The following is a 25,179-nucleotide window of genomic DNA, read 5'->3' as shown; positions in this document are numbered from 1 at the left end:
CCGCCGGACTCAGCAAGGACCTACTTCTTGCCGCTGAAAAGCGCCTTGACCTGGTTCCCGCGCCGGCGCAGACCCCACTTCGTCACGCGGATCAGCGCCTCGCGCACGATGTTGCCGCTCATCTTCGACTCGCCGAACTCGCGCTCGAGGAACGTGATCGGCACCTCGCGGACCCGGAAGCCCAGCTCGATCGTCCGCCAGAGCAGGTCGATCTGGAAGCAGTAGCCGGCCGACGCGACCGAGGCGAGGTTCAGCTTGCGCAGGGTGTCCGCGCGGAACGCCCGGAAGCCGCCCGTCATGTCGCGGACGTTCGCGCCCAGCGCGAGCCGCGAGTACAGCGAGCCGCCCAGCGACAGGAACTTGCGCTGCGCCGGCCAGTTCACGACCTCACCGCCCGGCACCCAGCGCGAGCCGATGACCAGGTCGGCCTGCGGCAGCGCGTCGAGCAGCCGGTGCAGCTGCTCCGGGGCGTGCGAGCCGTCGGCGTCCATCTCGCAGATGACGCCGTAGTCCCGCTCCAACGCCCACTGGAAGCCCGCGACGTACGCGGCGCCCAGTCCGGCCTTCTCGGTGCGGTGCATCACCTGGACCCGCTCGTCAGCGGCCGCCATCTCGTCGGCGAGCTGGCCGGTGCCATCGGGGCTGCCGTCGTCGACCACCAGCACGTGCACGTCGGGCAGTGCCGTGTGCAGTCGCTTGACGATCTTTCCGATGTTGTCCCGCTCGTTGTACGTCGGGATCACCACCAGCACCTGCCCGAGTTCCTGGTCAGGCTGCCGCGCCATTCGAGTCCTTCCGTCGTCGGGTGAAGCCCAGCGCCAACGCCACAAGGCCCGCAGCGGCAATCACCCACTCGGGCCAGGCTCCTAGCCAAGTCGCCAGCGTAGTCTGTGACCGCAGCGGCAGTGTCGCGACCAGGGCACCCGGCTCGAAAAGCCCAGTCTTCTGAGTGACGGAACCGTCAGGTTCGACGATGGCGCTGACCCCCGAGGTGGCCGCCACGACCACCGCCCTGCCGTGCTCCACAGCACGCAGTCTGGACATGGAAAGCTGCTGGTAGGTCATCTCCGTGTAGCCGAACGTGGCGTTGTTCGTCGGGATCGCGATGATCGTCGCGCCGGCCGTAACGGAGTCGCGGACCACTGAGTCGAACGCCACTTCGTAACATGTGTCAATCGCGACCTTCGCGGGCCCCATGACGAAACCTTCCGGGTCCGTGCCGGGCTGGAACACACCCGCCCGATCGACCTCGGACGCGAACAGCCGGAAGAACGACCGCATGGGCATCGTCTCGCCGAACGGCTGCAGCTTGCGCTTGGTGTAGGTGTCCGTGGCCCCCTTGCCGGGGTCCCACAGCACCACCTGGTTGCGCGGCAGCCCGTCGGTCTTGTCGACCACCACGGCGCCCACCGCGATCGGCGCCTTGATCGTCTTCGCCGCCCTGTCGATGAGCGCGGCGGCGTCGGTGTTGCGGAAGGGGTCGATGTCGGAGGAGTTCTCCGGCCAGATCACCACGTCGGGCTGCTCGACCTTGCCCGCGGCCACGTCGGCGGCGAGTTCCAGCGTGCGCTTCACGTGGTTGTCGAGCACGGCCCGGCGCTGCGAGTTGAAGTCGAGCCCGGCGCGCGGCACGTTGCCCTGGATCGCGGCGACCGTGACGGTCCCGGCGGACGCGTCCATCCCCACCGGTACCACCAGGCCCACCGCCAGCGGCACCACGACCAGCGGCAGACCGAGCTTCCAGTTCTGGACGAGCCAGAACAGCCCGAACCCGGTCAGCACCACCGCGAACGTCACCAGCGGGGCCCCGCCGAGCGACGCGAGCGGCAGGAACCAGCCCTCCGGCTGCCCGAAGGCGATCTTTCCCCAGGTGAAGCCGCCGAACGGGAACACGCCGCGCAGCGCCTCGTCCGCCACCCACAGGCACGCCGCCCACAGCGGCCACCCCGGCACGCGCGACGCGAACGCCATCGCGGCCGTGCCGATCGAGATCATCAGCGCGCACGCGAGCGCCAGCGGCAGCCACGCGATCAGCCCGACGAACTCACCGGTCCACCGCAGCAACGGCACCATGAACCCGAGCCCGAACAACAGCCCGTACCCGAATCCAGCGCGCGCACGCCTGTTGTAGATCACATACGCGAGCAACGCGAACCCGACCGGCGCCAGGAACCACAGCGGGCGCGGCGGAAAGCTCAGGTAGACCAGCACGCCGCCGGCGACGGCGAGGGCCGTGCGCAACAGCACCGGAGTGCTCACTTTTCGCCTGCGCGCGGGCAATTCCGGCGATTCCGGCGCGATGGGGGGTGCGACCACCCGATCAGAGTACGAGGCCAGGAGTACACAGGACGTATGAGCTACGTCGATCTTGTGTTGGAGCGACTGTCCACAGACGACGAACGTGAGTCCGTGATCGGCGGCGACACCAGACTCACCCGCGCACAAGCCCGTGACCTGCTGTTCCGTCTCGCCGACGGCCTTGTCCAGCGCGGCATCCGTCCCGGTGACGGCGTGGCCGCGTACGTCGGCAACACGCCGGAGGCGGTCCTGCTGGCCGTGGCCGTCCACCTGCTCGGCGGCCAGCTCGTCTACGTGCCGCCGGAGCCCGGCCCGAGCGAACTCAGGGCGTTGATCGAGAGAGCGGACGTGTCCGGGGTGGTGGTCGACCCCGCCTTCAGCACCCGCCTCGACGGCTGGCACCTCGCCGACCTCCCGGGTGACCCCGTCGAACGCGTTCCGGCGCCCGACTTCACCACCGTCATGTACACCGGCGGCACGACCGGCCTGCCCAAGCTCGCGGTCCACCGCTCCGACGACCGCTGGGCGGTGTCCGCGCAGACACCGCCCATGAACCTGCTCTGCAACACGCTCATCACCCACGGCAGCGGTTCCGGCGCGGCGCGGCTCGCCCTCATGACCGGGTCGAAGCTGGTGCTGGGCCCGTCGACGTTCGACGCGGACACGTTCGTGCGCCTCGCCCGCGACGAGGAGATCAACGCGACGATGTTCGTGCCGCCGATGATGTACGAGGTGCTCGACCACCCGGACTGCCCCGGCCGGCAGTTCGGCGTCGTCATCGTGGGCGGGTCCCCGCTCGCCCCGAGGCGGCTGCGCCAGGCGATCGAGAAGTGGGGCCCGGTCGTCAACCAGGGCTACGGCATGACCGAGGCCATGGCGATCACGATGATGCCCGCGACGTCCGTGAACCTCGAGCGGCCGGACACGTTGCGCACGGTCGGCAAGGCCAATCCCATGACGGAGGTCGAGACCCGCGACGGTGACGTGTGGGTGCGCGGTCCGCACGTGATGGAGGGCTATTGGGGTGATCCCCCGTTGAGCGAAACGGCCGATGGGTGGTTCAACACCGGCGACGTGGGCTATTTCGACTCCGACGGTTACCTCTATCTCAACGACCGCAGCAAAGACGTCATCGTCACTGGTAGAACGTCCGACAACGTCTACTCACGCCTGCTTGACGACTTTCTCGTCACGCTTCCCGGCATCCGGCAGGCGGCGGCGGTCGCCCAGCCGGACGAGGCGCTGGGCGAGGTCGTGCATCTTTTCCTGGTCACCGAAGGACCGGATGTCGATGTCGACAGAATTCGCGATTCGGTCGTTGCCGAACTGGGTGAGCTTTACCAGCCCAGAGGGGTCACGATCGTGCCTCGACTTCCCTTGACCAAGGTGGGAAAGGTCGACAAGCGCAAGCTTCGTTCCCAGTTTCGGTAAGGTTCAGGACAAATCAGGAGGTGACGGATGCCCCGTCCAAGCGTGGAAGCCGAACGCAAGGCGCAGATCCTCGCGTCCACCTGCAAGGTGATCGCGGCAGAGGGCTTCCGCCACCTCAGGGTGTCCGACGTGGCCAAGGACGCCGGCGTGTCCGGTGGCACGGTCCACTACTACTTCGAGACCAAGCGGGAACTCACCGACGCGGCCTTCGAACACTGCTTCGAGCTCTCGGTCCGCCGGCGCCGCTGGATCCTCGAGTCCGACGAGCCCCCGTTGTCGCGCCTGCGCATGGTGGTCGAGTCGTACCTCCCCGAGGGGGCCGAGACCGTCGAGGCGTGGAAGGTCTGGGCGGAGCTCTGGGTCGAGGCGATCCGCAGCCCCGAACTGCAGGAGCTCAACGAGCGCTTCTACGGCGAGTGGCGCGACATCGTGGCGAGCATCTTCCGCGACGGCCAGGCCTCCGGCGACATCCACTCGCCCGGCGACCCGCTCGAACTCGCGAACATGATGGTCAGCATGCTCGACGGCCTCGCACTTCAGGTGCTCGCGGGTTCGAGGGCCATGACGGTCGACGCCATGCGCACCACGTGCCTGAGGTTCGTGGACCAGCTCTCGACCGCGTCCGTCGGATAGCTCAGCCCGCTCGTCAGCACGCACAGCACGAGCAACAGCGCTACCGGCGTGCGCGTAAAACCGAGGAACAGCAACCCTTTCGGCACCGGCACGGTCTCCGCGAACCGCTGCGCCTCGCTGAGCAACAACCCGGCGAACATCAGGAACACCACGGCCAGCGGAAGCGCACGCCCGATCACGCCCACGGTGACCAAGCCGGCGGTCGAGATCACCACAACCGCGGCCGTGAACCACCAGTGGTGCGGCGAATGCGACGGCCCCTTACCGCCACGTGCCATCAACCAGTCACCGAACAACACCGCCACCGTGCACAACACCAGCACCCGCATCGCCGTCAGCGCGTTCTGCCCGTCGTACGCCATCGGCACGTAGGCAATTCCCAGGGCTGCCAACGGGGTTACGGCCAGCCCCCGTGCCACCCGCATGACCGCGGGCCGTTGTTCCGTGGTCGGCCTCATCGCCACCCTGGCCCGGATCTGGTCGGCGTCCCCGAGCTTGCTCTTCGCGGCGTCGGCGTCGTCCAGTTCCCAGACCACCCACACCAACCCGAGCAACACGACCAGCCCGAGCACGATCGCGTACCCGGTCAGCTGCCGCGGCCCGTAGATCCACCCGATGCCCGCCACGAGGACGCACAGCCCAAGCCTGATCAACGCCCCGAGCTCAGGCCGCGCACTGCGCCACGTCTTCTGCGCCCACGACGTCAACACGAGCCGCCGCATCACGAACCACACGCTCGCGCCCATGGCGACCGCCGCGACGAACATCGCCAGCCCGACCCCGGGCCGGGTGAGCGACCGCGCGTCGCCGAACACCATCAGCCCCGACGCGATCACCACCACCGTCGCCTGAACCCTGAGGCGCCCCAACGCCCACACGTGCTGCCGAACCCAGCGATCCCGGTTCCGCCACGCCGACTCGACGGCCACCGTCACGAGAAACCCGAGCGCGATCAACCCGGCAGGATTGCCCGCGAGATGCCCCACGGCCAGAACCGTGATCGGCACCGCCCGCGGATACGGACTCTCGACCAGCGTCAGGCTGCGCAACGGCGACGGCGGCCCATTTCGCTCTTTTGCGCGCAACCACTGCCAGGCGTGCCACAACAGCGGCGCGTAGACCGCGATGAACACCGTGTCGATCAGGAAGTCAACGCTCATCTCGGCCTCCCCAACGTTCGGGACAACCGTGCTGTCGCAGGTCACAGCCCTGGAGTTACGTGATGTAGCTCATCCGGGTGAAATCAGGGTTCATCCCCGATGCAACAGTTGAGCAAAAGTGGGCATTCTGGGTATATGACCACGACAGTTGCTTTGAGCAGGCCCAGGACCAACCGGATGATCGCGGGTGTCTGCGCGGGGCTCGCCCAGCGCTGGGGAATGAAGGCGGGCACCGTACGCCTTCTGTTCCTGCTGTCCTGCCTTCTGCCCGGACCGCAGTTCGTCGTCTACATCGTGCTTTGGGTGATCATGCCCGACCGCGGTTACTGATCGACCGCAGGGAGCGCCGCCCACCGGTTCGGTGGGCGGCTGTCCCGTTCAGGGGGCGATCAGCTCGCGGTAGCCGGGAATCGGCGTGCCACCCGACTTCTCGTACCGAAGCGCATCGCTGGTGCCCACGCGGGTGCCGTCACCGAGGCTCCTGTTCGAGGTCCACAGGATCGCGCGCAACTTCGCGTTCTCCACGGACAGAACGTCCTCATTGGACCGCAGCTCGCCGTTCTCCCGGCACCACTCGGCCACCGCCGCCCAGAACTCGTTCACCGCCTCCCACACGACGAGGCACCGCGAACCGAGCACCACCCGAATCTCGTCCGCCGCGTGGAACTGCTCCAGACCGTGCGAGCCGAGGTGCTGCAGGACCTCGACCAGCGTCACGATGAGCTCGTGGTTGGCCTCGTCGGCCGCCAGCTTCTCCGCAACGCGCGCGACCGTCGGCAGCACGTCGTCAGCCGACGCCCGATCCGCCGCCACGCACGCGGTCAGCTTCGCGACGGCCAGGTCGCTCTGGTCGTCGAGGTGCTTCCAGGTCAGTCCGGCCGACTCGGCCGACCGCTGCGCCGCGGTTCTACGTCCCCACATCTGCTTCTCCCCCAAGTGCGTCTACCAGGGGGATCATCGCAGGGACCTCAGCGGTTCTCCTCCACCGGTATCCCGGCCAGCTCCTCCGACAGGCCCGTGAACGACTCGGGCTCCACCCGCAACACCCCGCTGAACGGCTGCGTCATCCCCACGCACAAGACGCACACGAACGCCAGCACCGCCGCCGTCAGGCTCATCTGCAGCACGTGCCGCCTCCGTGCCGTGAACCCGATCAACAACGGGAACACGATCATCCCCACGGCCCCGGCGATCGTGCCGATCAACATCAACATGCCGGTGTTGTCCAGCCCGCCGGCCGAGTCGATCCGATCCCGCCGCAGGTCGGTGATCTCCCTCAGCCGTTCCAGCGACCGCTCCCGCGCGCTCTTCACCTGGTCGGGCGAGGCGGGCAGCGACAGGATCTCGGAGTGCAGCGAGTGGAGCGTCTCGGTCGTCGTGTCGTCGGACTCGCCGGCGGCCAGCTTCGGCCATTCCTTGTCCGCCACCAGTTTCGGGTACTCGGTGAGCAGGGAGCGGATGTGGTCGCGTTGCGGTTGCGGCAGGACGGCGGTCTGCCAGTAGACGTCGGCGACGGCGGCCGCCTCGCGGGAGGCGTTGTCCTCGGCCGCGCCGCTCTCCTCCCAGACGATCACCACGTAGAACGCCAGCGCGACGATGAACAGGCCGCTGATCACCGCGCCCAGGAAGCCTCGCGAGTCCGCGTCCCGGTCGTCGGCCTGCTCGTGGGCACGGGAGCGCCCGAACAGGATGCAGGCGATGGCGGTCACGACCACCGACGCGAGAACGATGACTAGCGCGGTCCACATGGGGTCCATCTCCCCACAGCGGACACCGTTTGACCACCAACACCACGCTTCCCGGCACTGTTGTGCGCCCGTCAAGAGCAACCAGGCGTTGATCAAGCACACAGCAGGTCCACATCGGAGCACTCGGCCACAACCCGTTGACACGAACAGGAGAACCGAACCGAGCAACCCCTGACGGAGAGTGAGGACGGCGTGATCAACGGGCGGTGACAACCACCGGGAAGCGTGCCAACCTGTGCCCCGACCCGACCGGAAGGCGTGGCATGCGTGTACCGATCCTCATCGCCGTCGTGCTGCTGATCCCACTGCTCACGCCGGGGCCGGTCGCCGCGGCCGAGGTGTGGCGCACCCAGTTCGACGAGGCGGTGTACGGAGACGTCACGGTGATCGGCAACTCCGTCCTCACCTGCCCGACGCCCGAGCAGGCCGGACCCCGTCCGAAGTATCCGCCGCAGTCCTGTGTGGACGCCCTGAACCGCAAGGGGCAGGGGCCTTCCGCGCTCAACAACGCGCATCGAATGTCGTGGACCGACGTCGACGCCGACCCGGCGACCGTCAACTCCTCCAGCGCCGAGCTCAGCCTCCCGGCCGGCGCGACCGTCGCCTACGCCAAGCTCGGCTGGGCGGGCAGCGCGAGCTGCCGCGACGCACTCGACCCACCGGGAACACCCGGCGACCCGGTGACCTTCAACGGCGCCAAGATCGCCCCCGACAAGTTCGTCATCGACGCGCCGGACGACCTCTCCCACACCGACAACGCCTTCTACAGCGCCGAAGCCGACGTCACCCGCGCGCTGACGAGCGGCACCGTGACGGTCGGCAACGTCTGGGCGCCGCAAGGGTTCGACTGCTTCGGCGGCTGGTCGCTGACGGTCGTGTGGAAGTTCCCGAACGCCACCGCTACGGCACCCGCCAAGCGGCACGTGGCGGTGCACGGCGGGCACGTCCGCCTCCCCACCAAGAAGCCCGTGCTGAGCACGCCGATCGCACCGACGCATCCCGCGGGCGGGGTCATCCGCATGGGCATCACCGCGTACGAGGGCGACTGGGCCACGGACGGCGACCAGATGCTGGTCAACGGCGCGTCGATCGGCGGGTTCAACGCGTTCGTGTCGTCCGCACAAGGTGCCGCGCATCCCAACAACATGAGCGTCGACGCGCGCACGGTGACCATCGGCGAGAACGCCCTCAAACCCGGCACCAAGAGCGCCGAACTCAGCTTCAAGCGAGCGGACGACGCGTTCCTCGTCCAGAGCGTCGCGTGGTCGTTCCCACTGCCGGAACTCACGCTCGCAGTCGCCCCGGAGACACCCGTCGCGCACCCCGAGGACACCGTCACCCAGACCGCGACGATCACCAACGTCGGTGACGCGCCCGCCGCCGACGTGACCGTGTGCGGCCAGCAGATCGGCACGATCGCCTCACGCGCCACCGAAACGCGAACCTGTTCGTCCACGGCGGCCGACGACGACTACCCCGCGACCGTCGCGGTGAGCGGCACCAGCCTCGCGGGCGATCCACTCGCGACGCAGAAGGCGTCGACCGTCGACGTGCTGCACCCGGCGCTGAAAGCGACCACCGCGCAAGAACCGATGACCGCGCTCCCCGGTCAGGCCGTCAAGTTCACGACGACGGTCACGAACACCGGCGACACCCCGCTGTTCGGCCTCGCCGCCCGCTCGGCTCAGGGGTGTGACCCCATGCAGGGGCAGCTCGACCCCGGCGCGACGTCCACGGTGGACTGCACGGCCCCCGCCGGCGACGAGAGCGGCGAGCTGACCTCCACCGTCACGGCGGCCGACAAGATCGGCGGCAAGGTCGAGGCGACGGCGTCCGTGCAGGTCAAGGTCATCTACCCGCGGCTGACGATCAGCGCGGCGTGGTCGAAGGACCGCGCGCTGGAAGGCGAGGACGTCACGGTCACCGTCACGGTCGGCAACCCGTCGGACCTGCCGATCGCCGACGTCCGCGTCGAGGGTGAGCCCGCCGCGTGCCGGCGGGAGTTCCCAGTCCTGCAACCGCGCGAACGCGTCACCTACACCTGTCTGGCCACGGCCCCGATCAACTCGCGGTTGACCGTGTCCGGCGCGGGTGCCGCTGGGGCCGTCAGCGAAAGCGCGGTCGTGCGGATCGAGTCGCTGAGCGCCCCTTTGCCGCCCGCTCCGGAGCCGCGCGTGCCTGCACCTGACGAACCAGCACCTCCGCGCCCGGTCGCGCACGTCGAACAGGTGTCGAAACCGGCGGTCGGTGGCATCGCCGCGGTAATCGGGATGATCGGCATGGTGGTCGTCGCGAGTGCGTTCTCCGGGTTGGGCCGCCGTTGAAAACTGGGAGAATTCGCATTCACGGCACTAACAGAGGCGTTTTACTTCGGAGCGCAATGCGGTAGAAGGGCCTTATGGAGATCACCGCCTTCCTAGACCGCAAGCTGGCCCGCCGGTTCCGGACGTACGACTCCGACGGCGACGGGTTCATCGAGCGGGAGGACTTCACACAGGCGGGCGAGCGCACCACCAAGGCATTCGGCCTGGCTCACGACGACCCGAAAGCCGTGCGGTTCCACGACATGCTGATCGGGTTGTGGGAGCAGCTCTCGGCGGTCACCGACCAGGACCGCGACGGGCGGATCAGCGTGGAGGAGTACAAGAAGGCGTTCGCGAACGGGCTGCTGGAGACGCCGGAGTCGTTCGACGAGGGTTATGTGCCGTTCCTCGACGCGCTGATGGCGATCGCGGACGAGGACGACGACGGCAAACTCACTCTCGAAGAGCACGTGACGTGGACCGGCGCGTTGATGAACCTCTCGGAGGCCAACGCGCGTGGAATTCACGACCTGCTGTCCGACGAGGACGGACTGATGTCCACTCAGGCCTTGCTGGAGGCGATCCGGGAGTTCTACTTCTCCGAGGATCCCGCCGAGGCCGGCAACTGGCTGCTCGGGTCGTTGGACTGACGTGCTCTTAAAAACCCTGCAGGAGTACGCGGCCCACGCCCAGCCCGCCGAACACGTCGAGGAGGCGGGCGGCTGGTGGCTGCGGCACTCCCCCGGCGACGCCTGGTGGGTCAGCGCCGTCCTGCCGCACGACCGCGAAGACCGGGTCGAGCGCGCGGAGGAGTTCTGCGCCGAACACGGCTCCGGTGTGCGGTTCCAGATCACGCCGGGCGTGTGCGCGGACGACCTCGACCTGCGACTGGAGGACAGGGGGTACACGAGGGGCCATGACATGTCGCTGCAGATCGCCTCGACCGCCGAGGTGCTGCGTCACGCCGATGCCGACGCGGGCGCCGTGACGCCCAGACCCACCGACGAGTGGCTGGCGGCGTGGCAGAAGGTGACCAAGCGGGACGTCAGCGCCGAACGCGACCTGCTCAGCCGCGTCGAGCACCCCAGCGCGTACGCGCACGCCGAGGTGGACGGCCAGGTGGTGGCCGTGGGACGCGCCGTGGCCGAGGACGGGTGGGCCGGGGTGTTCGGCATGGCGACACTCCCGCACGCACGCGGTCAGGGCGCCGCACGGTCGGTGCTGGCCGCACTGGCCTCGTGGGCTGCCGCGCGCGAGGCGAACCACCTGTACCTGCAGATGGAGAAGGCGAACACCACGGCGTTCCGGCTGTACGAACGCACGGGGTTCCGCGAGGTGTGCACCTATCACTACCGGATTCGTGCATAACCAATCAGGAATCAAGAAGGCAGAGCCGAGGTGCGCGAGTTAGTTTTGCGCCATGACCAGGACAGCCCCGACGGCGCATGATGCCGACACCCACGATCTGATCCGCGTGCAGGGCGCGCGGGTCAACAACCTGCGCGACGTCGACGTCGAGATCCCGAAGCGCCGGCTGACGGTCTTCACCGGTGTCTCCGGGTCCGGCAAGAGCTCGCTGGTGTTCGGCACCATCGCCGCGGAGTCGCAGCGGCTGATCAACGAGACCTACAGCGCGTTCATCCAGGGCTTCATGCCGACGCTGCCGCGCCCCGAGGTGTACCTGCTGGAGGGCATCACCACGGCGATCCTGGTCGACCAGCAGCGGATGGGCGCCGATCCGCGTTCGACCGTCGGCACCGCGACCGACGTGAACGCGATGCTGCGCATCCTGTTCAGCCGCCTCGGCGCGCCGCACATCGGCGGCCCGCAGGCGTTCTCGTTCAACGTCGCCTCGATCTCCGGCGCGGGCGCCGTGACGATCGAGAAGGGCGGCCAGAAGGTCAAGGAGCGCCGCGAGTTCTCCATCACCGGCGGCATGTGCCCGCGCTGCGAGGGCCGCGGGCAGATCTCCGACATCGACCTGACCGAGGTCTACGACGAGTCGAAGTCGATCCTCGAAGGCGCCATCAAGGTGCCCGGCTACAACGTCGACAACCAGTGGACCGTGCAGACGTTCGCGCAGTCCGGTTTCATCGACCCGGCCAAGCCGATCCGCAAGTACACCAAGAAGGAACTGCACGACTTCCTGTACCGGGACCCGATCAAGATCAAGGTCAACGGCATCAACCTGACCTACGAGGGCCTGATCCCGAAGCTGCAGAAGTCCATGCTGTCCAAGGACCGCGAGGCGCTGCAGCCGCACATCCGCGCGTTCGTGGACCGCGCGGCGACCTTCGGCACCTGCCCGGACTGCTCCGGTACCCGGCTGACCGAGGCGGCGCGGTCGTCGAAGATCAAGGGCGTCTCGATCGCGGACCTGTGCGACATGCAGATCACCGACCTGGCGGACTGGATCCGCGGCGTGAAGGACAAGTCCGTCGCACCGCTCGTCGACAAGCTCGCGCACACGCTGGACTCGTTCGTCGAGATCGGCCTCGGCTACCTGTCGCTGAACCGGCCCGCGGGCACGTTGTCCGGCGGTGAGGCCCAGCGCGTCAAGATGATCCGGCACCTCGGCTCGGCGCTGACCGACGTGACGTACGTGTTCGACGAGCCGACGATCGGTCTGCACCCGCACGACATCGAGCGGATGAACAACCTGCTGCTCCGGTTGCGGGACAAGGGCAACACGGTTCTCGTGGTGGAGCACAAGCCCGAGACGATCGCGATCGCCGACCACATCGTCGACCTCGGTCCCGGAGCCGGGCGGGGCGGCGGCACGATCTGCTTCGAGGGAACGCTGGAGGGGTTGCGCAAGAGCGACACCGTGACCGGCCGCCACCTCGACGACCGCGCGTCGCTGAAGCCGTCGGTGCGCGAGAGGACCGGCGTGCTGGAGATCCGCGGCGCGTCCACGAACAACCTGCGCGACGTCGACGTCGACGTCCCGCTCGGGGTGCTGACCGTGGTCACCGGCGTGGCGGGTTCCGGCAAGAGCTCGTTGATCCACAAGTCGCTGCCGCGCGACTCCGGCGCGATCGTGGTCGACCAGACGCCGATCAAGGGCTCGAGGCGGTCCAACCCCGCGACCTACACCGGTCTGCTGGAGCCGATCCGCAAGGCGTTCGCCAAGGCCAACGGCGTGAAGCCCGCGCTGTTCAGCGCGAACTCCGAGGGCGCCTGCCCGAACTGCAACGGCGCCGGCGTGGTGTTCACCGACCTCGGCATCATGGCGACGATCGAGTCCCCCTGCGACGTCTGCGAGGGCAAGCGGTTCGACCAGGCGGTGCTGGAGTTCAAGCTCGGCGGCCAGGACATCTCCGAGGTGCTCGCGATGCCCGTCGCCGAGGCCGTGGAGTTCTTCGGCACCGGTGAGGCCCGCACGCCCGCCGCGCACGCGATTCTGGAGCGGCTGAACGACGTCGGCCTCGGCTACCTGTCGCTGGGCCAGCCGCTGACGACCCTGTCCGGCGGCGAACGCCAGCGCCTGAAGCTGGCCACGCACATGGGGGACAAGGGCGGCGTCTACGTCCTGGACGAGCCCACGACCGGCCTGCACCTGGCCGACGTCGAACAGCTGCTGGGCCTGCTGGACCGGCTCGTGGAGTCCGGCAAGTCGGTGATCGTGATCGAGCACCACCAGGCCGTGATGGCGCACGCCGACTGGATCATCGACCTGGGCCCCGGCGCGGGTCACGACGGCGGCAAGGTCGTGTTCGAGGGCACGCCCGCCGACCTCGTGGCCGACCGTTCGACGCTGACCGGCGAGCACCTGGCTGACTACGTTGGTGCCCCGGCGCGTCGCAAGCGGCGCTGACCGGGTACCAAGGGGGCATGCACATCACCACGTTCCTGGACCGCAAGCTCAGTCGCAGGTTCGAGACCTACGACAGCGACCAGGACGGGTACGTCAACCGGGCGGACTTCGAGCTGGCGGCGGCACGGACGAGCGCCGCATTCGGCCTGACCTCGGAGGACCGGCGGGCGAGGCGGTTCCAGGAGCACCTGCTGGGTGTGTGGGACCACCTCTCCGCCATGACGGACACCAACGACGACGGCCGCATCAGCGTGGACGAGTACAAGGCCGCGTTCGCGAAAGGGCTGCTGGAGCGGCCGGAGGCGTTCGACGACGTCTACGTGCCGTACCTCGACGCGCTGATGGCCGTCGCCGACCAGGACGGCGACGGCCAGCTCGGCGTGGACGAGTACATGCGCTGGACCACGGCGTGGATCAGCCTGCCCGAAGACGCCGCACGGGCCGTGCACGCGCGGCTCGACCACGACGGTGACGGCCTGATCGGGACGGAGGACCTGCTGGCGGCGATCCGGGCGTACTACTTCTCGGAGGACCTGGACGGGCCGGGAGCGTGGCTGCTGGGCCCGCTCGACTAGTCCGCGGCCTCGGCGACGCTCTTGATCGAGGCGGCCTCGGTCTCGACGTATCGCCTGGTCAGCCCCTTCGTGAACAGCCAGCCCAGCCCGGACAGCGGCCCGGACACGCTCAGCGCGAGGGTGAGCCTGGCCCCGTCCGGGTGCGGCTCGACGACGTGCGAGGCGACGCCGAGGACGCCGGGTGACTTCGACTCCCAGGTGTAGGACATCCCGCGGGTCAGTTCGGTGACCGTCCACACCGCCTCGGGCAGCTTCGGCTGCCTGAGGCGGGCGCTGGAGCCGACGGCGAGCGGGCCGTCGTCGAGGCGTTCCACGGAGTCGACCGTCGGGATCCGTTCCGGCCAGCGCTCGACGTCGACGAGCACCTCCCAGACGCGTTCCGGCGAGGCCGCGATCGTGATGGCGTGCTGCAGGCCAGGCATCCGGCGAGTCTACGACCGCGGGAAGCGTTGTTCGATCTCCTTGACCGCTGTCGCAGCGAGTTCCGCCGCCGCCGCTCGCGGTGAGGGCCTGTCGACGATCCTGGCGACGAGCCGGCGCATGTTCGTGCCGATCTTCGCGAACGCCGACTCGGCCGTGGCGTCGATGTCGCCGAACAGGGTCCACCACCACCAGGAGTTCGTGGCGGAGTTCGCGACGACGTCCGGGATGACCAGCGCGTCGATCTTGGCCTCCGCCTCCGCCGTGACCGGCATGTTGGCGGCTTCGACGATCAGCTTGGCGTTGACCCGGTGCGCGTTGTCCTCGTGGATCGCGTAACTGGTGGCGGCGGGGACGAGGACGTCCGCCTCGACGTCGAGCCAGCTGTCGCGGTCGCGTTGGTGGTCTTCGGGGCGAAGTTTCGTGCGGTCGATGGCGCCGTGCGAATCCCGGGACAGCAAAAGGGTTTCCACATCGAGCCCATCAGGGTTTGCTATGACACCGTGGACGTCCGCGAGCCCGACGATCTTGACGCCGGCTTTGGCGAGGTAGCGGGCCGTGGCGCCGCCCATCGAGCCGAAGCCCTGCACGAACGCGGTGGGACTGCTCAGGCGGAGGTGCTCGATCCCCGCGAGCGCCGCCTCGGCGACGCCGTAGCCGCCGACCAGTTCGTCGAGACCGACGCCGTCGACCGTGACCGCGAAGGCGTCCGCGAGGCGTTCCCTGGCCTTCTGCTCGTCGTCCAGCAGCGGGTAGACCGCCTGGATGGACGACTGGAGGCCGATCTTCTCGATCGCCACGTCGATGGCCTGCTGCCGGAGCCCGAGGTCCTCCCCCATCGTCCAGAAGCGTTCGATGTAGGGCGACATGGCGTACAGGTAGGCCGTCAGCACTTCCTGTGCGCGCGGGTCGTAGGGGTCGAAGTCGATGCCGCCCTTCGCGCCGCCGAGCGGGACGTAGCGCGCGCCGGGGTCGTAGTTGAGGGCCTCCTTGGCGGTCATCCCCTCGGCCAGCCCGCGGACCTCGTCGAGCGTGCAGCCCGCGCGCATGCGCAGACCCCCGCTGCTGACCCCGCGCACCAGCCGGTCGATGACGAGGTAGCCACGCGCTCCCGTCGCCGGGTCGATCCACGTGACCTGGAGATAACTCATCGCCTGCTCCCCTTGGCTTCAGCTGGTGGCCGCGTCCCGAATAACTGACTGACGAGTCAGTCAACCACTTGGAGGGCCCGTGAGCGAGGTACAGCCTCTCAGCGGCAACTGGCTGGGCGAACGCACCCACCTGCGCAAGTCGCTGCGCCGGGTCGACGTGACGTTCTACCTGCTCTGCACCCTCGTCGGCCTGGACACGATCGGCAGCGTCGCCGCGAACGGCCCTCAGGGGCTCGTGTGGATGGTGATCCTGGCGGCGGTGTTCTTCCTGCCGTACGGGTTCCTGACCACCGAGCTCGGCACGGCGTTCCCCGTCGAGGGCGGTCCCTACGTGTGGACCAAGCTCGCGTTCGGACGGCTCGCGGCCGGCGTGAACCAGGTCCTCTACTGGCTGTCGAACCCGTTGTGGACGGGCGGCACGCTGGCGATCATCGCCGTGACGACGTTCGAGACGTTCTTCCTGCCGCTGGGCATGGCGGGCAAGCACATCGCGGGCCTGGCGTTCATCTGGACCGGCGTGCTCGCCGTCGCGGCGTCGTTGCGGATCGGCAAGTGGGTCCCGATCGCGGGCGCGTTCGCGCGAATAGTGCTGCTGGGGTTCTTCATGGTCTCGGTCGTCGTCTACGCGGTGAAGAACGGCGTACAACCGTTGTCCGGCGGGGATTTCGTGCCTACCTGGACGGGTTTCGTGGTGCTGGTGCCGGTGCTGATCTTCAACTACGTCGGCTTCGAACTCCCGTCGACCGCCACCGAGGAGATGACCGATCCGCAGCGCACGGTGCCGTTCGCGATCCTGCGCGCGGGCATCGCGGCGTTTCTTCTTTACGGCGGGCCGATTCTCGGGATTCTGCTGGTCGTGCCGGCCACACAGATCCAGGGCCTGGGCGGGTTCATCGACGCCGCCAAACAGGTGCTGACCGTCTACGGCGGATCGGTGTCGCCTGATGGGACGGTTGTTCTGACCGGCGCCGGCGCGGTGCTGGGAGGCGTGTGCGCGGCGGGTTTGATCATCGGCGTGCTGACTTCCGGTGTCTCGTGGGCGATCGGTGCTCACCGGGCGCAGGCCGTGGCGTGTGCGGACGGCGCCGGGCCCGCGTACCTGGGCCGGTTGTCGCCTCGTCACGGCACTCCGTTGCGCGTGAACGTCCTATCCGGACTGCTGGCCTCCGTCGTTCTGGTGACGGCACTGAACTTGTCCGGCGGCAACTCCGAGAAGTACTTCACCGCCGGCCTGGCGCTGGTGATCTCGACGACGTTCGTCAGCTACCTGCTGACGTTCCCGTCGATGCTGGTGCTGCGCCGCCGGCTGCCGGACGTCGAACGTCCGTTCCGCGCGCCTTTCGCCGTGCTGACAACGATCCTGACGACCGGCCTGGTCGCGTTCACCGTCGTGGTGCTGATCTGGCCGCCGGAACTGCCCTCGGCGTTCGCGGGCGAACGCACGCAGTACACGTTGTCGCAGGTGGTCCCGCTGCTGATCGTGATCGGCCTCGGCTTCTTGTTCTACGCGCTGGGCTCCCCCACTCGTGCCCGTGACGTCACCTCTGCATCTGCATGAGGAACTCGGCGTTGCTCTGGGTCTTGCGCAACCCTTCGAGCAGCACGTCGATGTCACGCTCGGACATGGCGCGGCGCATCGTGTCCGTGATGGCGAGTTCCTGGGGCCCGACCAGCAGCTCCGCCTTGCGGGTGCTGGACTGGTTGAGGTCGATCGCGGGGTAGATCCGCTTCTGCGCGGCCTTGCGGTCGAGCTTCAGCTCGGCGTTGCCGGTGCTCTTGAGCTCCTCGAAGATGGCCGTGTCGGCCAGCGACCCGGTCTCGACGAGCGAGGTGGCGAAGATCGTGAGGCTGCCACCGTCCTCGATGTTGCGAGCGGCACCGAGGAACTGCTTGGGCGGCGTCAACGCCCTGGCGTCGATACCACCACTCAGAATGCGCCCACCGTTGGGCTGCGCGAGGTTGTAGGCCCGCCCGAGCCGCGTCAGCGAGTCGAGCAGGATGACGACGTCCTGACCGTCCTCGACGAGCCGCTTGGCCCGCTCGACCGCGAGCTCGGCCACGCGAATGTGCTCGTTCGGGTGCTCGTCGAAGGTGGAGGTGAACATCTCGCCAGGAATCGTCTTGCGCATGTCGGTGACCTCTTCAGGCCGTTCGCCGACGAGCGCCACGATCAGGTGGACGTCCGGGTAGTTCTTGGCGATCGCTGCCGCGATCTGTTGCAACACAATGGTCTTGCCGGCCTTGGGCGGCGCGACGATCAGCGCCCGCTGCCCCTTGCCGATCGGCATGACCAGGTCGATGGTGCGGCTCGTGAGCTCGTTGGGGTCGTGCTCCAGCCGCAGCCGCTCGTTGGGATAGAGCGGCGTGAGGTCTTCGAACCGTGGCCGCTTGTGCGGCTTGCGCCCGTTGACCGTGTCAACGCTGACGAGCTTGTCGCCTTCGGTCTCACCGCTGATCTGGTCGCCGCGCCGCAGGTCGTGCAGTCGCACGAGACTCTGCGGAACCTGCGGCCCGTCAACGAGAAACGCCTTGTGGTTACGTACGTCGAGTACACCGATGTGCATCGGGTCTGTCCTTTCAGGAGGGTTGTTCGAGACGCGCTTCATCGACTCCGCGCACGGGGTGCGACGGGAGGAGAGCGCTGCAGATGCCGTTGATCCGACTGCATCTGATGTGTGGGTCCGCCGGCGTGAGAAGCCGGGGGGTTAGCTGCGGCGTTGTGATCGTCCAGCAGCTGGTCGGAGCTTACGTGCGCTTACCTGCGCACTGCCGGGTACGAACGGACTGTAGCAGAGAACGTCAACCGTCCGCTTGTTATTCCGCGCACTTCTTCCACGAGAGCCGGAACGTCGTGCTCACGCTCGAGTCGGTCGAGTCCATGGTCATGAAGCTGCCGCTCCCCTTGCCGGTGAGCTTCAGTTCGGTCTCGACGGTCAACGGCTTGCGATCCTTGCACGGCCCGTGCGCGACGCCGTCCGGCGTGTCGGTGACCTGCCAGTTGTCACTCATCGGTGCCTGATAGGTGCGGCTGCTGTGCCGCGTCGGAAAGCCGGGGAACCAGTAGTCGTTGCGCACGACACCCTTGGCCTTGTCCGTGAGGTGCGCGAACCCTCGGTAGTCCGTCGCCGCGATGCCGTAGGTGTACCCGGCCGTGTGGTTGATCCTGAGGGCGATCGTGCAGCTCCTCTTGGCCTCGTTGCCGTTGCCCTGCACCAGGAAATCGCTGTAGGTGACCGTGAAGGCCTCGTTGTCCTGGGACATGGCGACGTTCGTCGTGCCGGCCGCGCATCCGGAACCGCTGACGCTGACCACGTCGATCGTCACCGGGCCGGGCGGCGGCACGAGGGATGCCAGCAGTGCCAGCACGACCAGCATCGAGGCCTCCTCACGTCACTGCGGAAGAACCTATCGAGGCCCGCAATCCGGCGAACGGCGCAGCGGCTCACGCACCTGCCAGGTCGCCGACCACGTGGATCACGGTCGGCCGGTCCGCGGCGAGCGCCTTGCGCAGTGCGGTGGCGAACCTGTCCTCGTCGTCGACGGTGACACCGTGGCAGTTGAGGCCCTTGGCCACCTTGACGAAGTCGACGCCCGGCAGGGTCACGCCGTGCACGGGTTCGCCGCGGCCCACCATCTCGCGGCGGATCTCGCCGTAGCCGCCGTTGTCGGCGACGATCACGGGCAGCGGCAGGCGTTCCTGGGCGGCGGTGGCCAGTTCGGGGAGGGTGAACATGATGCCTCCGTCACCGTGCAATGCGACTACCTGACGGTCTGGGGCGCCCATCTTGGCGCCGATGGCCGCCGGCAGGCCGTAGCCGAGGGTGCCGAAACCCGTGGGGTACAGGAAGCTTGCCGGGCCTTCGAGCGGCAGGTTGGACAAAGCCCCGTAATAGCAGGCCATTGCGCTGTCGCCGGCGATGATGGCGCCTGGGGCCAGGACTTCCTCCAGCGCTTCCACCAGCGGGAGCCAGGGCGCGCCTTGGGTTCTGGCGTGTTCGGTGAAGAGCTTGCGCCAGCGCTCGGCTCGTTGCGCGGCCTCGGGGTTTCCCTTGCCCAGGCGCTGGTTCAGGGTCGTGACGGTGGCGTCGGCGTCGCCGACCAGGCGGTGGTCCGGGAGGGCGTTGGTGATCATCTGGGCCGGGTCGACGTCGATGCGGATGAGGTCGCCGGGGAACTTGAGCGGGCCGTTCCACAGGTCGGTGGAGGCCAGTTCGGTGCCGATGGCGAGGACCGCGTCGCAGTCCGCGACGAACTCCGCCACGGCTTTGTGGTGCAGGCCCGCGCCGATGGAGAGCGGGTGGCGTTCGGAGAAGGTGCCCTTGCCGTTGGCTGTGGCGACGACCGGGGCGCCCAGGCGTTCGGCGAGGGTCGTGATCGGTTCTGCCGCGCCCTTCGCTCCGCCGCCGATGATCATGCCTGGCCTGGTGGCCGTGGCGAGGCGGCCCGCGGCCGCGGCGATGGTGACGGCGTCGGCCGGTGGGTGGGCCACCAGGACGGGAGCCACCTCGCTGACGTGGTCCACCGCGTCGATCAGGTCGAGCGGGATCTCCAGGTGGACCGGGCGGGGGCGGCCGGAGGTCATGTGCGCGAAGGCCTGTGCGACGGCCAGCGGGATCTCGGCGACGCTCTGAACACGGTTCGAGTAGCCGATCACGGCCTCCATCGCGACGCTCTGGTGCCGTACCTCGTGGAGCGTGCCGTTGCCGCGGCCGGGGTGGCGCAGCGGCATGCCCGGGGAGATGAGCAGGACCGGGACGGAGTCCGAGTACGACTGGGTGACCGCGGTCATGGCGTTGAGGACGGCCGGTCCGCTGGTGGTGAGGCAGATGCCCGGTTTGCCGGTGACGCGGGCGTAGCCGTCGGCCGCGAAGCCCGCGCCCTGCTCGTGGCGGGGCGTGACGTGCCTGACGCCGTGTTCGGCCAGGGCGCGGTAGATGCCGAGGTTGTGGGTGCCCGGGATGCCGAACACCAGCTCGGTGCCGTGCGCTAGGAGGGCGCGCACCAGTGCGTCACCCCCGGTGAGGCGAGGTGGGGTCATGCTCATGCCACGCGTTGTCCGCTCGTATCGTTCACCGGATCCCCCGAAGGGATGATCAGCGCGTCGACGGCCAGCACGCCGTCAGGCCCCACGCGCACGGGGTTGAGCTCGATCTCGGCGAGGTCCGGTCTGGCCGCGAGCGTCTCGGAGATCCTCGCGATCACCTCGGCCAACGCCGCCACGTCGACCGGCGGCGCACCCCGCGCGCCGGACAGGAGCGGGGCGGAGACTAGGCGGGCCAGCATGTCCCGCGCTGTGGCGGGAGTCACGGGCGCGAGCTCGATCGCGGTGTCCCGGAACAACTCCGCGTGGATGCCGCCCGCGCCGACGAGGATCACCGGGCCGAACGAGTGGTCCCGCTTCGCGCCGATGATCAGCTCGACGGTGTGCTCGCGCGTGTCCATCTCCTCGAGGACGTACCGGCCGGGGCCGAGCCGTGCGCTCATCTCGTCGAACGCCGCCGCGGGGTCGGTGAGGTTGATCTTCACGCCGCCGTGCTCGCTCTTGTGGGCGAGCCAGTCGGCCTTGAGGGCGAACGGGCCTTGGAGGCAGGTCGCCCTCACCTCGGCCGCTGACGTGACGGCGTGCGCCTTCGGGAACCGGACGAAGCCGAGCAGTTCGCGAGCAGCCAGGTAGCCTGGTTCGAACGGCGCGAGGGGTGCGCTGAGAGCCTCGGGCAGGCTCGCGCAGGGGTCCCCTCCAGGGGGTCCCCCAAATTCAATTCTTCCAGCCGACACCGACAGTTCCGGGGCGTCTGGCGCGCGAGTGGACCGTTGATCAAGGGCGCCGAGCCGTGCCGCGTCACCGAGTGCGGCCACCGCCCGCTCGATCGTGTGCTGCACGGGCACCCCGCCTGCTCGCAACGTGCGCACCGCGGCGGAGTCCTCGCGCATGCTGTGCACGACCACGGGCACGCCGGTTTCCCTTGCCAGCGAACAAATCTGGACAGCGATGGTCACTTCGAGAGACTCCAGGGAAGGTGTGTCCTCTCCGTAGCTGCCGAAATAACCGGACAGCACGACCGTGTCGACTTCACCTCCACGCACCAGCACCTCGACCGCACGGGCGTAGTTCGCGAGGTCCTGCTCCCCCGCCCCGGCCAGGTCGATCGGGTTGCGTTTCGACGCCCCCACCGGCAACCCGTCGACAGCGCACAACGTCGGCACCGTCAGCCCGGCCGCCGCCGCGAGATCCGCCGCGATCGCACCCTGCCCACCCGAGTCCGAGATGACCCCGACCCTGCCCCCGCGGGGGACCCCGGACGTCAGCACCGCCGCCAGGTCGACCAGAGCCGCCGGCGTCGCCACCCGGACCGCCCCGGCGAAGCGACAGGCCGCGTCCACCACGTCCAAAGAGGACGTGAGAGCGCCCGTGTGCGTCAGGGCGGCTTCCTGCGCGGCGACGGATGATCCGACGGTCAGCAGCACCACGGGTTTGCCGGCCGCCCGCAGTTCCGACATGGCCGCCACGATCCCGGGACCGAAGCTCTCCAGGTAGACCCCCACGACGGTGGTCAGGTCGTGGGACACCAGGTCCAGCAACGCTTCCGTCGCCGTCACGTCCGCCTGGTTGCCCACCGAGACGAACCTCGAGATCCCGATGTCCGACGACGCCGCGAGCCCGGCGATCTCCAGCCCGACCTGCCCGCTCTGCGACACCACGCCCAGCGAACCGGCCTGGAACCGGCCCCACGCGAGGTGCAGCGACGTCGCCGCGTCGAACACGCCCAGGCAGTTCGGGCCGAGCAGCCGCGCGCCCGCGTCACGGATCCTGCTGATGACGCGATCGTCGATTCCCGAGGTGATGCCGACGAAACCGCGCACGCCGACCGCCAAGGCCTCGTCCACCACGGCCGGCACGTGGGCCGCGGGGACGGCGAGCACGACCAGTTCGGGAGCCTCGGCCAGTTCGGAGAGCGAGCGGACGGTGGGTTGCCCCAGAACGGCGCCACCACCGTGGTTCACGAGGTGCACGGCGCGGCGGTCGTGGCCGACGAGGGCACCGCGGGCCAGCCAGTGACCCCACTTGGCGGGGTCGTCGCTCGCACCTACGACGGCGACGGACGCGGGATCGGAGAAGATCATCTCGCACCGAGGCCGCGGGAGATGATCAGGCGCTGGATGTCCGAGGTGCCTTCTTCGATCTCCTCGAGTTTGGCGTCGCGCATCCAACGCTCGACGGGGTACTCCCGGGAGTACCCGTAGCCCCCCAACGTCTGCACGGCCGCGTGCGTGCACCACATGGCGTTCTCCGACCCGACGAGCTTCGCCATCGCCGACTCCTGCGCCACCGCGTGACCCGCGTCGTACAGGGAGGCCGCGCGCACGGCCAGCAGGTGCGAGGTGTCGACGCGCGTGGCCATGTCCGCGAGCCGGAACGCCACCGCCTGGTGCCGGATGATCGGCACCCCGAACTGCTCTCGCTCGGCCGCATAAGAAGAAGCGAAGTCCAGCGCGGCACGGGCAAGTCCCGTCGTGGCCGCGCCGATGAGGATGCGCGACGCGTCGAACGTCCGCATCAGGCCGGCGAACGCCTGGCCCTCCTCGCCGAGCCGGTTCTCCACGGGCACGCGCACGTCGTCGAGAAAAACCTCGGCGTTGACGATCGCGCGCTGCCCCATCTTCCGGAACGGCGGCCCGACCGTCAGCCCCGGCGTGTCCCGCGGCACGACGAAAGCCGTGACACCACGCGACCTCAGCGACGGATCCACCGTCGCGAAGATCACGAACATCTCGGCGTAGGGGGCGTTGGAGATCCAGGTCTTCTGTCCTTTGAGGACGTACTCGTCGCCCTCGCGCCGCGCAGACGTCCGGATGCTCGCCGCGTCCGACCCGCTGCCGGGCTCCGTCACGGCGACGGCGGTGAGCGGCGGCTCCGCGCTCCCGAGCGGAGCGAGGAACCGCTCCTGCTGCTCAGGTGTGCCGAGGTGCTCGACCGGCGCGCTGAAGAAACCGTTGGACGTGACCAGGTTGCCGATGCCGATGTCGCCGTGACACAGCTCCTGCTGGATCAGCACCTGGGTCAGCAGGTCGACGCCACCGCCGCCGAACTTCTCGGGGAGCATGAACGAGGTCAGCCCGAGCGCGGACGCCTTCTCCCACACGTCGAGCGGCGACTCGGTGTCCGCCTCGTCGACGGCACGCCCGCGTGGACGGATCTCCTTGGCCGCGAACTCCCTGGCCAGTTCTACGAACTGCTCCTGTTCGGCCGTGAGCCGCAGGCCGTCGCGGACGGTCCGCCCCATCTCGCACCCCTAAGTTGACTGACGAATCAGTTATTCACGATCCATCGGGCAGCCTAGCTCTGTCGAGGCGGGTCAGCAGGGTCGCGAACGGGTGACTACCAGGGCATATGGGGAACAGCGAATGGCCACTCCGCGACAGCGACATCGACGTACGGTGGGCCCTGCGGAGAAGCTGATCACCTGCTTGGAGCAGCCTGCACGGGTGCATGCCGGCTGTGCCAGGGTGGCACCGTGGAGGTAACCATCACCTGCAAGGACTACGGGGACTCCCGAGTCCGGATTTTCGACTGCGTGTACGAGGAAGGTCTTTCCAGCGTCGCGGCCACCATCGAGTTGCGCAGCTCCCGCGTCGTGGTGTCGATCGAGTGCGCGGACGTGCAACCCGAACTGCCGGACTTCCTGGAATCGCTCACCGCGGCCGGAGGCAGCCGGCCGGTGTCGGCACTGCCGGAACTGGTCGTGTCGGCCGAGGTGAGCGATGACGGAGCGGTCCGGCTGGAATGGGCTTTCCGGGAGACGGACGGGCATTGCGGGCCTTCGACCGCGTCGGTCGACATCTGGCTGGACTCCCTCGACGACGTGAGGAGAGTGGCAGCCGAGATCCGCGCGCTCCTGCCGGCCTAGCTCCCGAGAGCAGCGCCGACGATCTCCAGCGCCTCCTGCCGCGAGAGGCCCAGCTCCGCGGACATCGCCGCGTAGTGGGCCGCCGCCGCCCGGACGCGCTCCCGGTTGCTGTCACCGTTCGCGCTGACCACGGTCCCGGCCCGGCCTCGCGTCTCCACGAGGCCGGCCTCCTCCAGCTCACGGTAGGCGCGTGCCACCGTGTTCACGGCCAGGCCCAGGTCTTTCGCCAGGGCACGCACCGTTGGCAGCTTCGCGCCCACCGGCAGTTCTCGGTTCGAGATGGCGTGCGCGTAGTGCACGCGCACCTGCTCGTAGGGAGGTGTCTCCCCCTGGTGGTCGATCTTCACTGCGCCCCATCCTCCCCGCATGTAGCTACTTCTGTATTGACCAACGGGAGAAAGGGGCGGAGGTTGCGGTCGATTCAGCGCAGATTGTTCTTCTCGGCTCCCATCTGCACGTAGAGCTTGCGCCAGCCCTGGTCGGCGCTGGTGGCGGCTTTGCCGTCGCAGTAGGGCTTTGCGCCGTTCGACGTGTAGTAACGCAGCAGGGATAACGAGACGACGGTGTCCCAATTACCTTCGTCGAAGTACTCCTCTCCCGGCGTCTGCTCCTGGTGCTTCATGCAGGAGATGTCGGACTGCCGTTCGTCGTCGAACTGCGCGGTGGGGGTTCCTTCGGTGCTGCACGCGGCCAGGCCCAGGGCCAGTGCGGCCAGCACGACGATCTTCTTCATGATC

23 protein-coding genes and 1 pseudogene are annotated in these 25,179 nt (G+C 68.5%); 10 read left to right on the top strand and 14 right to left on the bottom strand.

Annotated elements, in window-relative coordinates; translation table 11 throughout:
• Positions 1-20 precede the first annotated feature (20 nt).
• Positions 21-785 (bottom strand): polyprenol monophosphomannose synthase, encoded by a 765-nt coding sequence (locus tag ACIQF0_RS06810; RefSeq protein ID WP_401025355.1) that lies wholly within the window; start codon positions 783-785, stop codon positions 21-23.
• A complete protein-coding gene (gene lnt, locus ACIQF0_RS06805) occupies positions 769-2,316 on the bottom strand; it encodes an apolipoprotein N-acyltransferase (protein WP_401025352.1) in 1,548 nt (515 codons plus the stop codon). The genes ACIQF0_RS06810 and lnt overlap by 17 nt, the downstream gene beginning before the upstream one ends.
• 36 nt (positions 2,317-2,352) lie before the next feature.
• On the opposite strand from lnt, the gene ACIQF0_RS06800 reads away from it, so the two are divergent.
• Complete coding sequence (locus tag ACIQF0_RS06800; RefSeq protein WP_401025349.1) at positions 2,353-3,729, top strand: class I adenylate-forming enzyme family protein; 1,377 nt, start codon at positions 2,353-2,355, stop codon at positions 3,727-3,729.
• A 27-nt stretch (positions 3,730-3,756) separates the two neighbouring features.
• Positions 3,757-4,362: a TetR/AcrR family transcriptional regulator gene (locus tag ACIQF0_RS06795; protein WP_360029385.1), complete on the top strand. Its 606-nt coding sequence runs from the start codon at positions 3,757-3,759 to the stop codon at positions 4,360-4,362.
• Here the strand turns inward: ACIQF0_RS06795 and ACIQF0_RS06790 are convergent.
• Positions 4,266-5,522, bottom strand: coding sequence for a hypothetical protein (locus ACIQF0_RS06790; RefSeq protein ID WP_401025346.1), 1,257 nt, complete (start codon positions 5,520-5,522; stop codon positions 4,266-4,268). The genes ACIQF0_RS06795 and ACIQF0_RS06790 overlap by 97 nt on opposite strands.
• Before the next feature lie 135 nt (positions 5,523-5,657).
• Here ACIQF0_RS06790 and ACIQF0_RS06785 point away from each other — a divergent pair, with 135 nt between their 5' ends.
• On the top strand, positions 5,658-5,852 hold the full coding sequence (locus ACIQF0_RS06785) for a PspC domain-containing protein (RefSeq protein ID WP_093588499.1): 195 nt from the start codon (positions 5,658-5,660) through the stop codon (positions 5,850-5,852).
• 48 nt (positions 5,853-5,900) lie between these two features.
• Here ACIQF0_RS06785 and ACIQF0_RS06780 read toward each other — a convergent pair whose 3' ends face one another.
• Together ACIQF0_RS06780 and ACIQF0_RS06775 are read right to left on the bottom strand one after the other, a co-directional pair.
• Positions 5,901-6,443: a hypothetical protein gene (locus ACIQF0_RS06780; protein ID WP_401025344.1), complete on the bottom strand. Its 543-nt coding sequence runs from the start codon at positions 6,441-6,443 to the stop codon at positions 5,901-5,903.
• Positions 6,444-6,490: 47 nt separating this feature from the next.
• On the bottom strand, positions 6,491-7,270 hold the full coding sequence (locus ACIQF0_RS06775) for a hypothetical protein (protein WP_401025341.1): 780 nt from the start codon (positions 7,268-7,270) through the stop codon (positions 6,491-6,493).
• A 263-nt stretch (positions 7,271-7,533) separates the two neighbouring features.
• Between ACIQF0_RS06775 and ACIQF0_RS06770 the strand changes: the two genes are divergently transcribed.
• The 5 genes from ACIQF0_RS06770 (at position 7,534) to ACIQF0_RS06750 (ending at position 13,965) form a co-directional block, all read left to right on the top strand.
• Positions 7,534-9,594: a hypothetical protein gene (locus ACIQF0_RS06770; protein WP_401025338.1), complete on the top strand. Its 2,061-nt coding sequence runs from the start codon at positions 7,534-7,536 to the stop codon at positions 9,592-9,594.
• Positions 9,595-9,668: 74 nt separating this feature from the next.
• Positions 9,669-10,223, top strand: coding sequence for an EF-hand domain-containing protein (locus ACIQF0_RS06765; RefSeq protein WP_401025335.1), 555 nt, complete (start codon positions 9,669-9,671; stop codon positions 10,221-10,223).
• 1 nt (position 10,224) lies between these two features.
• Positions 10,225-10,941, top strand: a complete 717-nt coding sequence (locus ACIQF0_RS06760; RefSeq protein ID WP_401025332.1) for a GNAT family N-acetyltransferase — start codon at positions 10,225-10,227, stop codon at positions 10,939-10,941.
• Positions 10,942-10,993: 52 nt separating this feature from the next.
• Positions 10,994-13,390: an ATP-binding cassette domain-containing protein gene (locus ACIQF0_RS06755; protein ID WP_401025330.1), complete on the top strand. Its 2,397-nt coding sequence runs from the start codon at positions 10,994-10,996 to the stop codon at positions 13,388-13,390.
• Between the two features lie 17 nt (positions 13,391-13,407).
• A complete protein-coding gene (locus ACIQF0_RS06750) occupies positions 13,408-13,965 on the top strand; it encodes an EF-hand domain-containing protein (protein WP_401025328.1) in 558 nt (185 codons plus the stop codon).
• Here ACIQF0_RS06750 and ACIQF0_RS06745 read toward each other — a convergent pair.
• Together ACIQF0_RS06745 and ACIQF0_RS06740 are read right to left on the bottom strand one after the other, a co-directional pair.
• Positions 13,962-14,387, bottom strand: a complete 426-nt coding sequence (locus ACIQF0_RS06745; RefSeq protein WP_401025326.1) for an SRPBCC family protein — start codon at positions 14,385-14,387, stop codon at positions 13,962-13,964. The genes ACIQF0_RS06750 and ACIQF0_RS06745 overlap by 4 nt on opposite strands.
• A 9-nt stretch (positions 14,388-14,396) precedes the next feature.
• On the bottom strand, positions 14,397-15,536 hold the full coding sequence (locus ACIQF0_RS06740; protein WP_401025324.1) for a Glu/Leu/Phe/Val dehydrogenase dimerization domain-containing protein: 1,140 nt from the start codon (positions 15,534-15,536) through the stop codon (positions 14,397-14,399).
• A gap of 79 nt (positions 15,537-15,615) precedes the next feature.
• On the opposite strand from ACIQF0_RS06740, the gene ACIQF0_RS06735 reads away from it, so the two are divergent.
• Positions 15,616-17,094: an APC family permease gene (locus tag ACIQF0_RS06735; RefSeq protein ID WP_401025322.1), complete on the top strand. Its 1,479-nt coding sequence runs from the start codon at positions 15,616-15,618 to the stop codon at positions 17,092-17,094.
• Here ACIQF0_RS06735 and rho read toward each other — a convergent pair.
• The 5 genes and pseudogenes from rho to ACIQF0_RS06710 all read right to left on the bottom strand — a co-directional run.
• Positions 17,075-18,091 (bottom strand): annotated as a pseudogene (rho, locus tag ACIQF0_RS06730) (transcription termination factor Rho); the annotation flags it as partial. The gene ACIQF0_RS06735 and the pseudogene rho sit on opposite strands and share 20 nt — an antisense overlap.
• 259 nt (positions 18,092-18,350) lie before the next feature.
• Entirely contained in the window at positions 18,351-18,911 is a 561-nt protein-coding gene (locus ACIQF0_RS06725) for a DUF4360 domain-containing protein (RefSeq protein WP_360029372.1), read from the bottom strand.
• Positions 18,912-18,978: 67 nt separating this feature from the next.
• Complete coding sequence (locus tag ACIQF0_RS06720; protein WP_401027735.1) at positions 18,979-20,574, bottom strand: 5-guanidino-2-oxopentanoate decarboxylase; 1,596 nt, start codon at positions 20,572-20,574, stop codon at positions 18,979-18,981.
• Between the two features lie 2 nt (positions 20,575-20,576).
• Positions 20,577-22,658, bottom strand: coding sequence for an acetate--CoA ligase family protein (locus ACIQF0_RS06715; RefSeq protein WP_401025319.1), 2,082 nt, complete (start codon positions 22,656-22,658; stop codon positions 20,577-20,579).
• A complete protein-coding gene (locus ACIQF0_RS06710; protein WP_401025316.1) occupies positions 22,655-23,818 on the bottom strand; it encodes an acyl-CoA dehydrogenase family protein in 1,164 nt (387 codons plus the stop codon). Before ACIQF0_RS06710 ends, ACIQF0_RS06715 begins: the two co-directional genes overlap by 4 nt.
• A gap of 231 nt (positions 23,819-24,049) precedes the next feature.
• Between ACIQF0_RS06710 and ACIQF0_RS06705 the strand changes: the two genes are divergently transcribed.
• On the top strand, positions 24,050-24,442 hold the full coding sequence (locus ACIQF0_RS06705; protein ID WP_401025313.1) for a DUF6228 family protein: 393 nt from the start codon (positions 24,050-24,052) through the stop codon (positions 24,440-24,442).
• Here the strand turns inward: ACIQF0_RS06705 and ACIQF0_RS06700 are convergent.
• Complete coding sequence (locus tag ACIQF0_RS06700) at positions 24,439-24,789, bottom strand: GntR family transcriptional regulator (protein WP_396424834.1); 351 nt, start codon at positions 24,787-24,789, stop codon at positions 24,439-24,441. The genes ACIQF0_RS06705 and ACIQF0_RS06700 overlap by 4 nt on opposite strands.
• Before the next feature lie 74 nt (positions 24,790-24,863).
• Complete coding sequence (locus tag ACIQF0_RS06695; RefSeq protein WP_360029367.1) at positions 24,864-25,175, bottom strand: hypothetical protein; 312 nt, start codon at positions 25,173-25,175, stop codon at positions 24,864-24,866.
• Positions 25,176-25,179 lie beyond the last annotated feature (4 nt).

Source organism: Lentzea sp. NPDC092896 (genome assembly GCF_044754905.1).
Lineage (GTDB): Bacteria > Actinomycetota > Actinomycetes > Mycobacteriales > Pseudonocardiaceae > Lentzea.
This window is presented reverse-complemented; position numbering and strand designations above follow the sequence as displayed.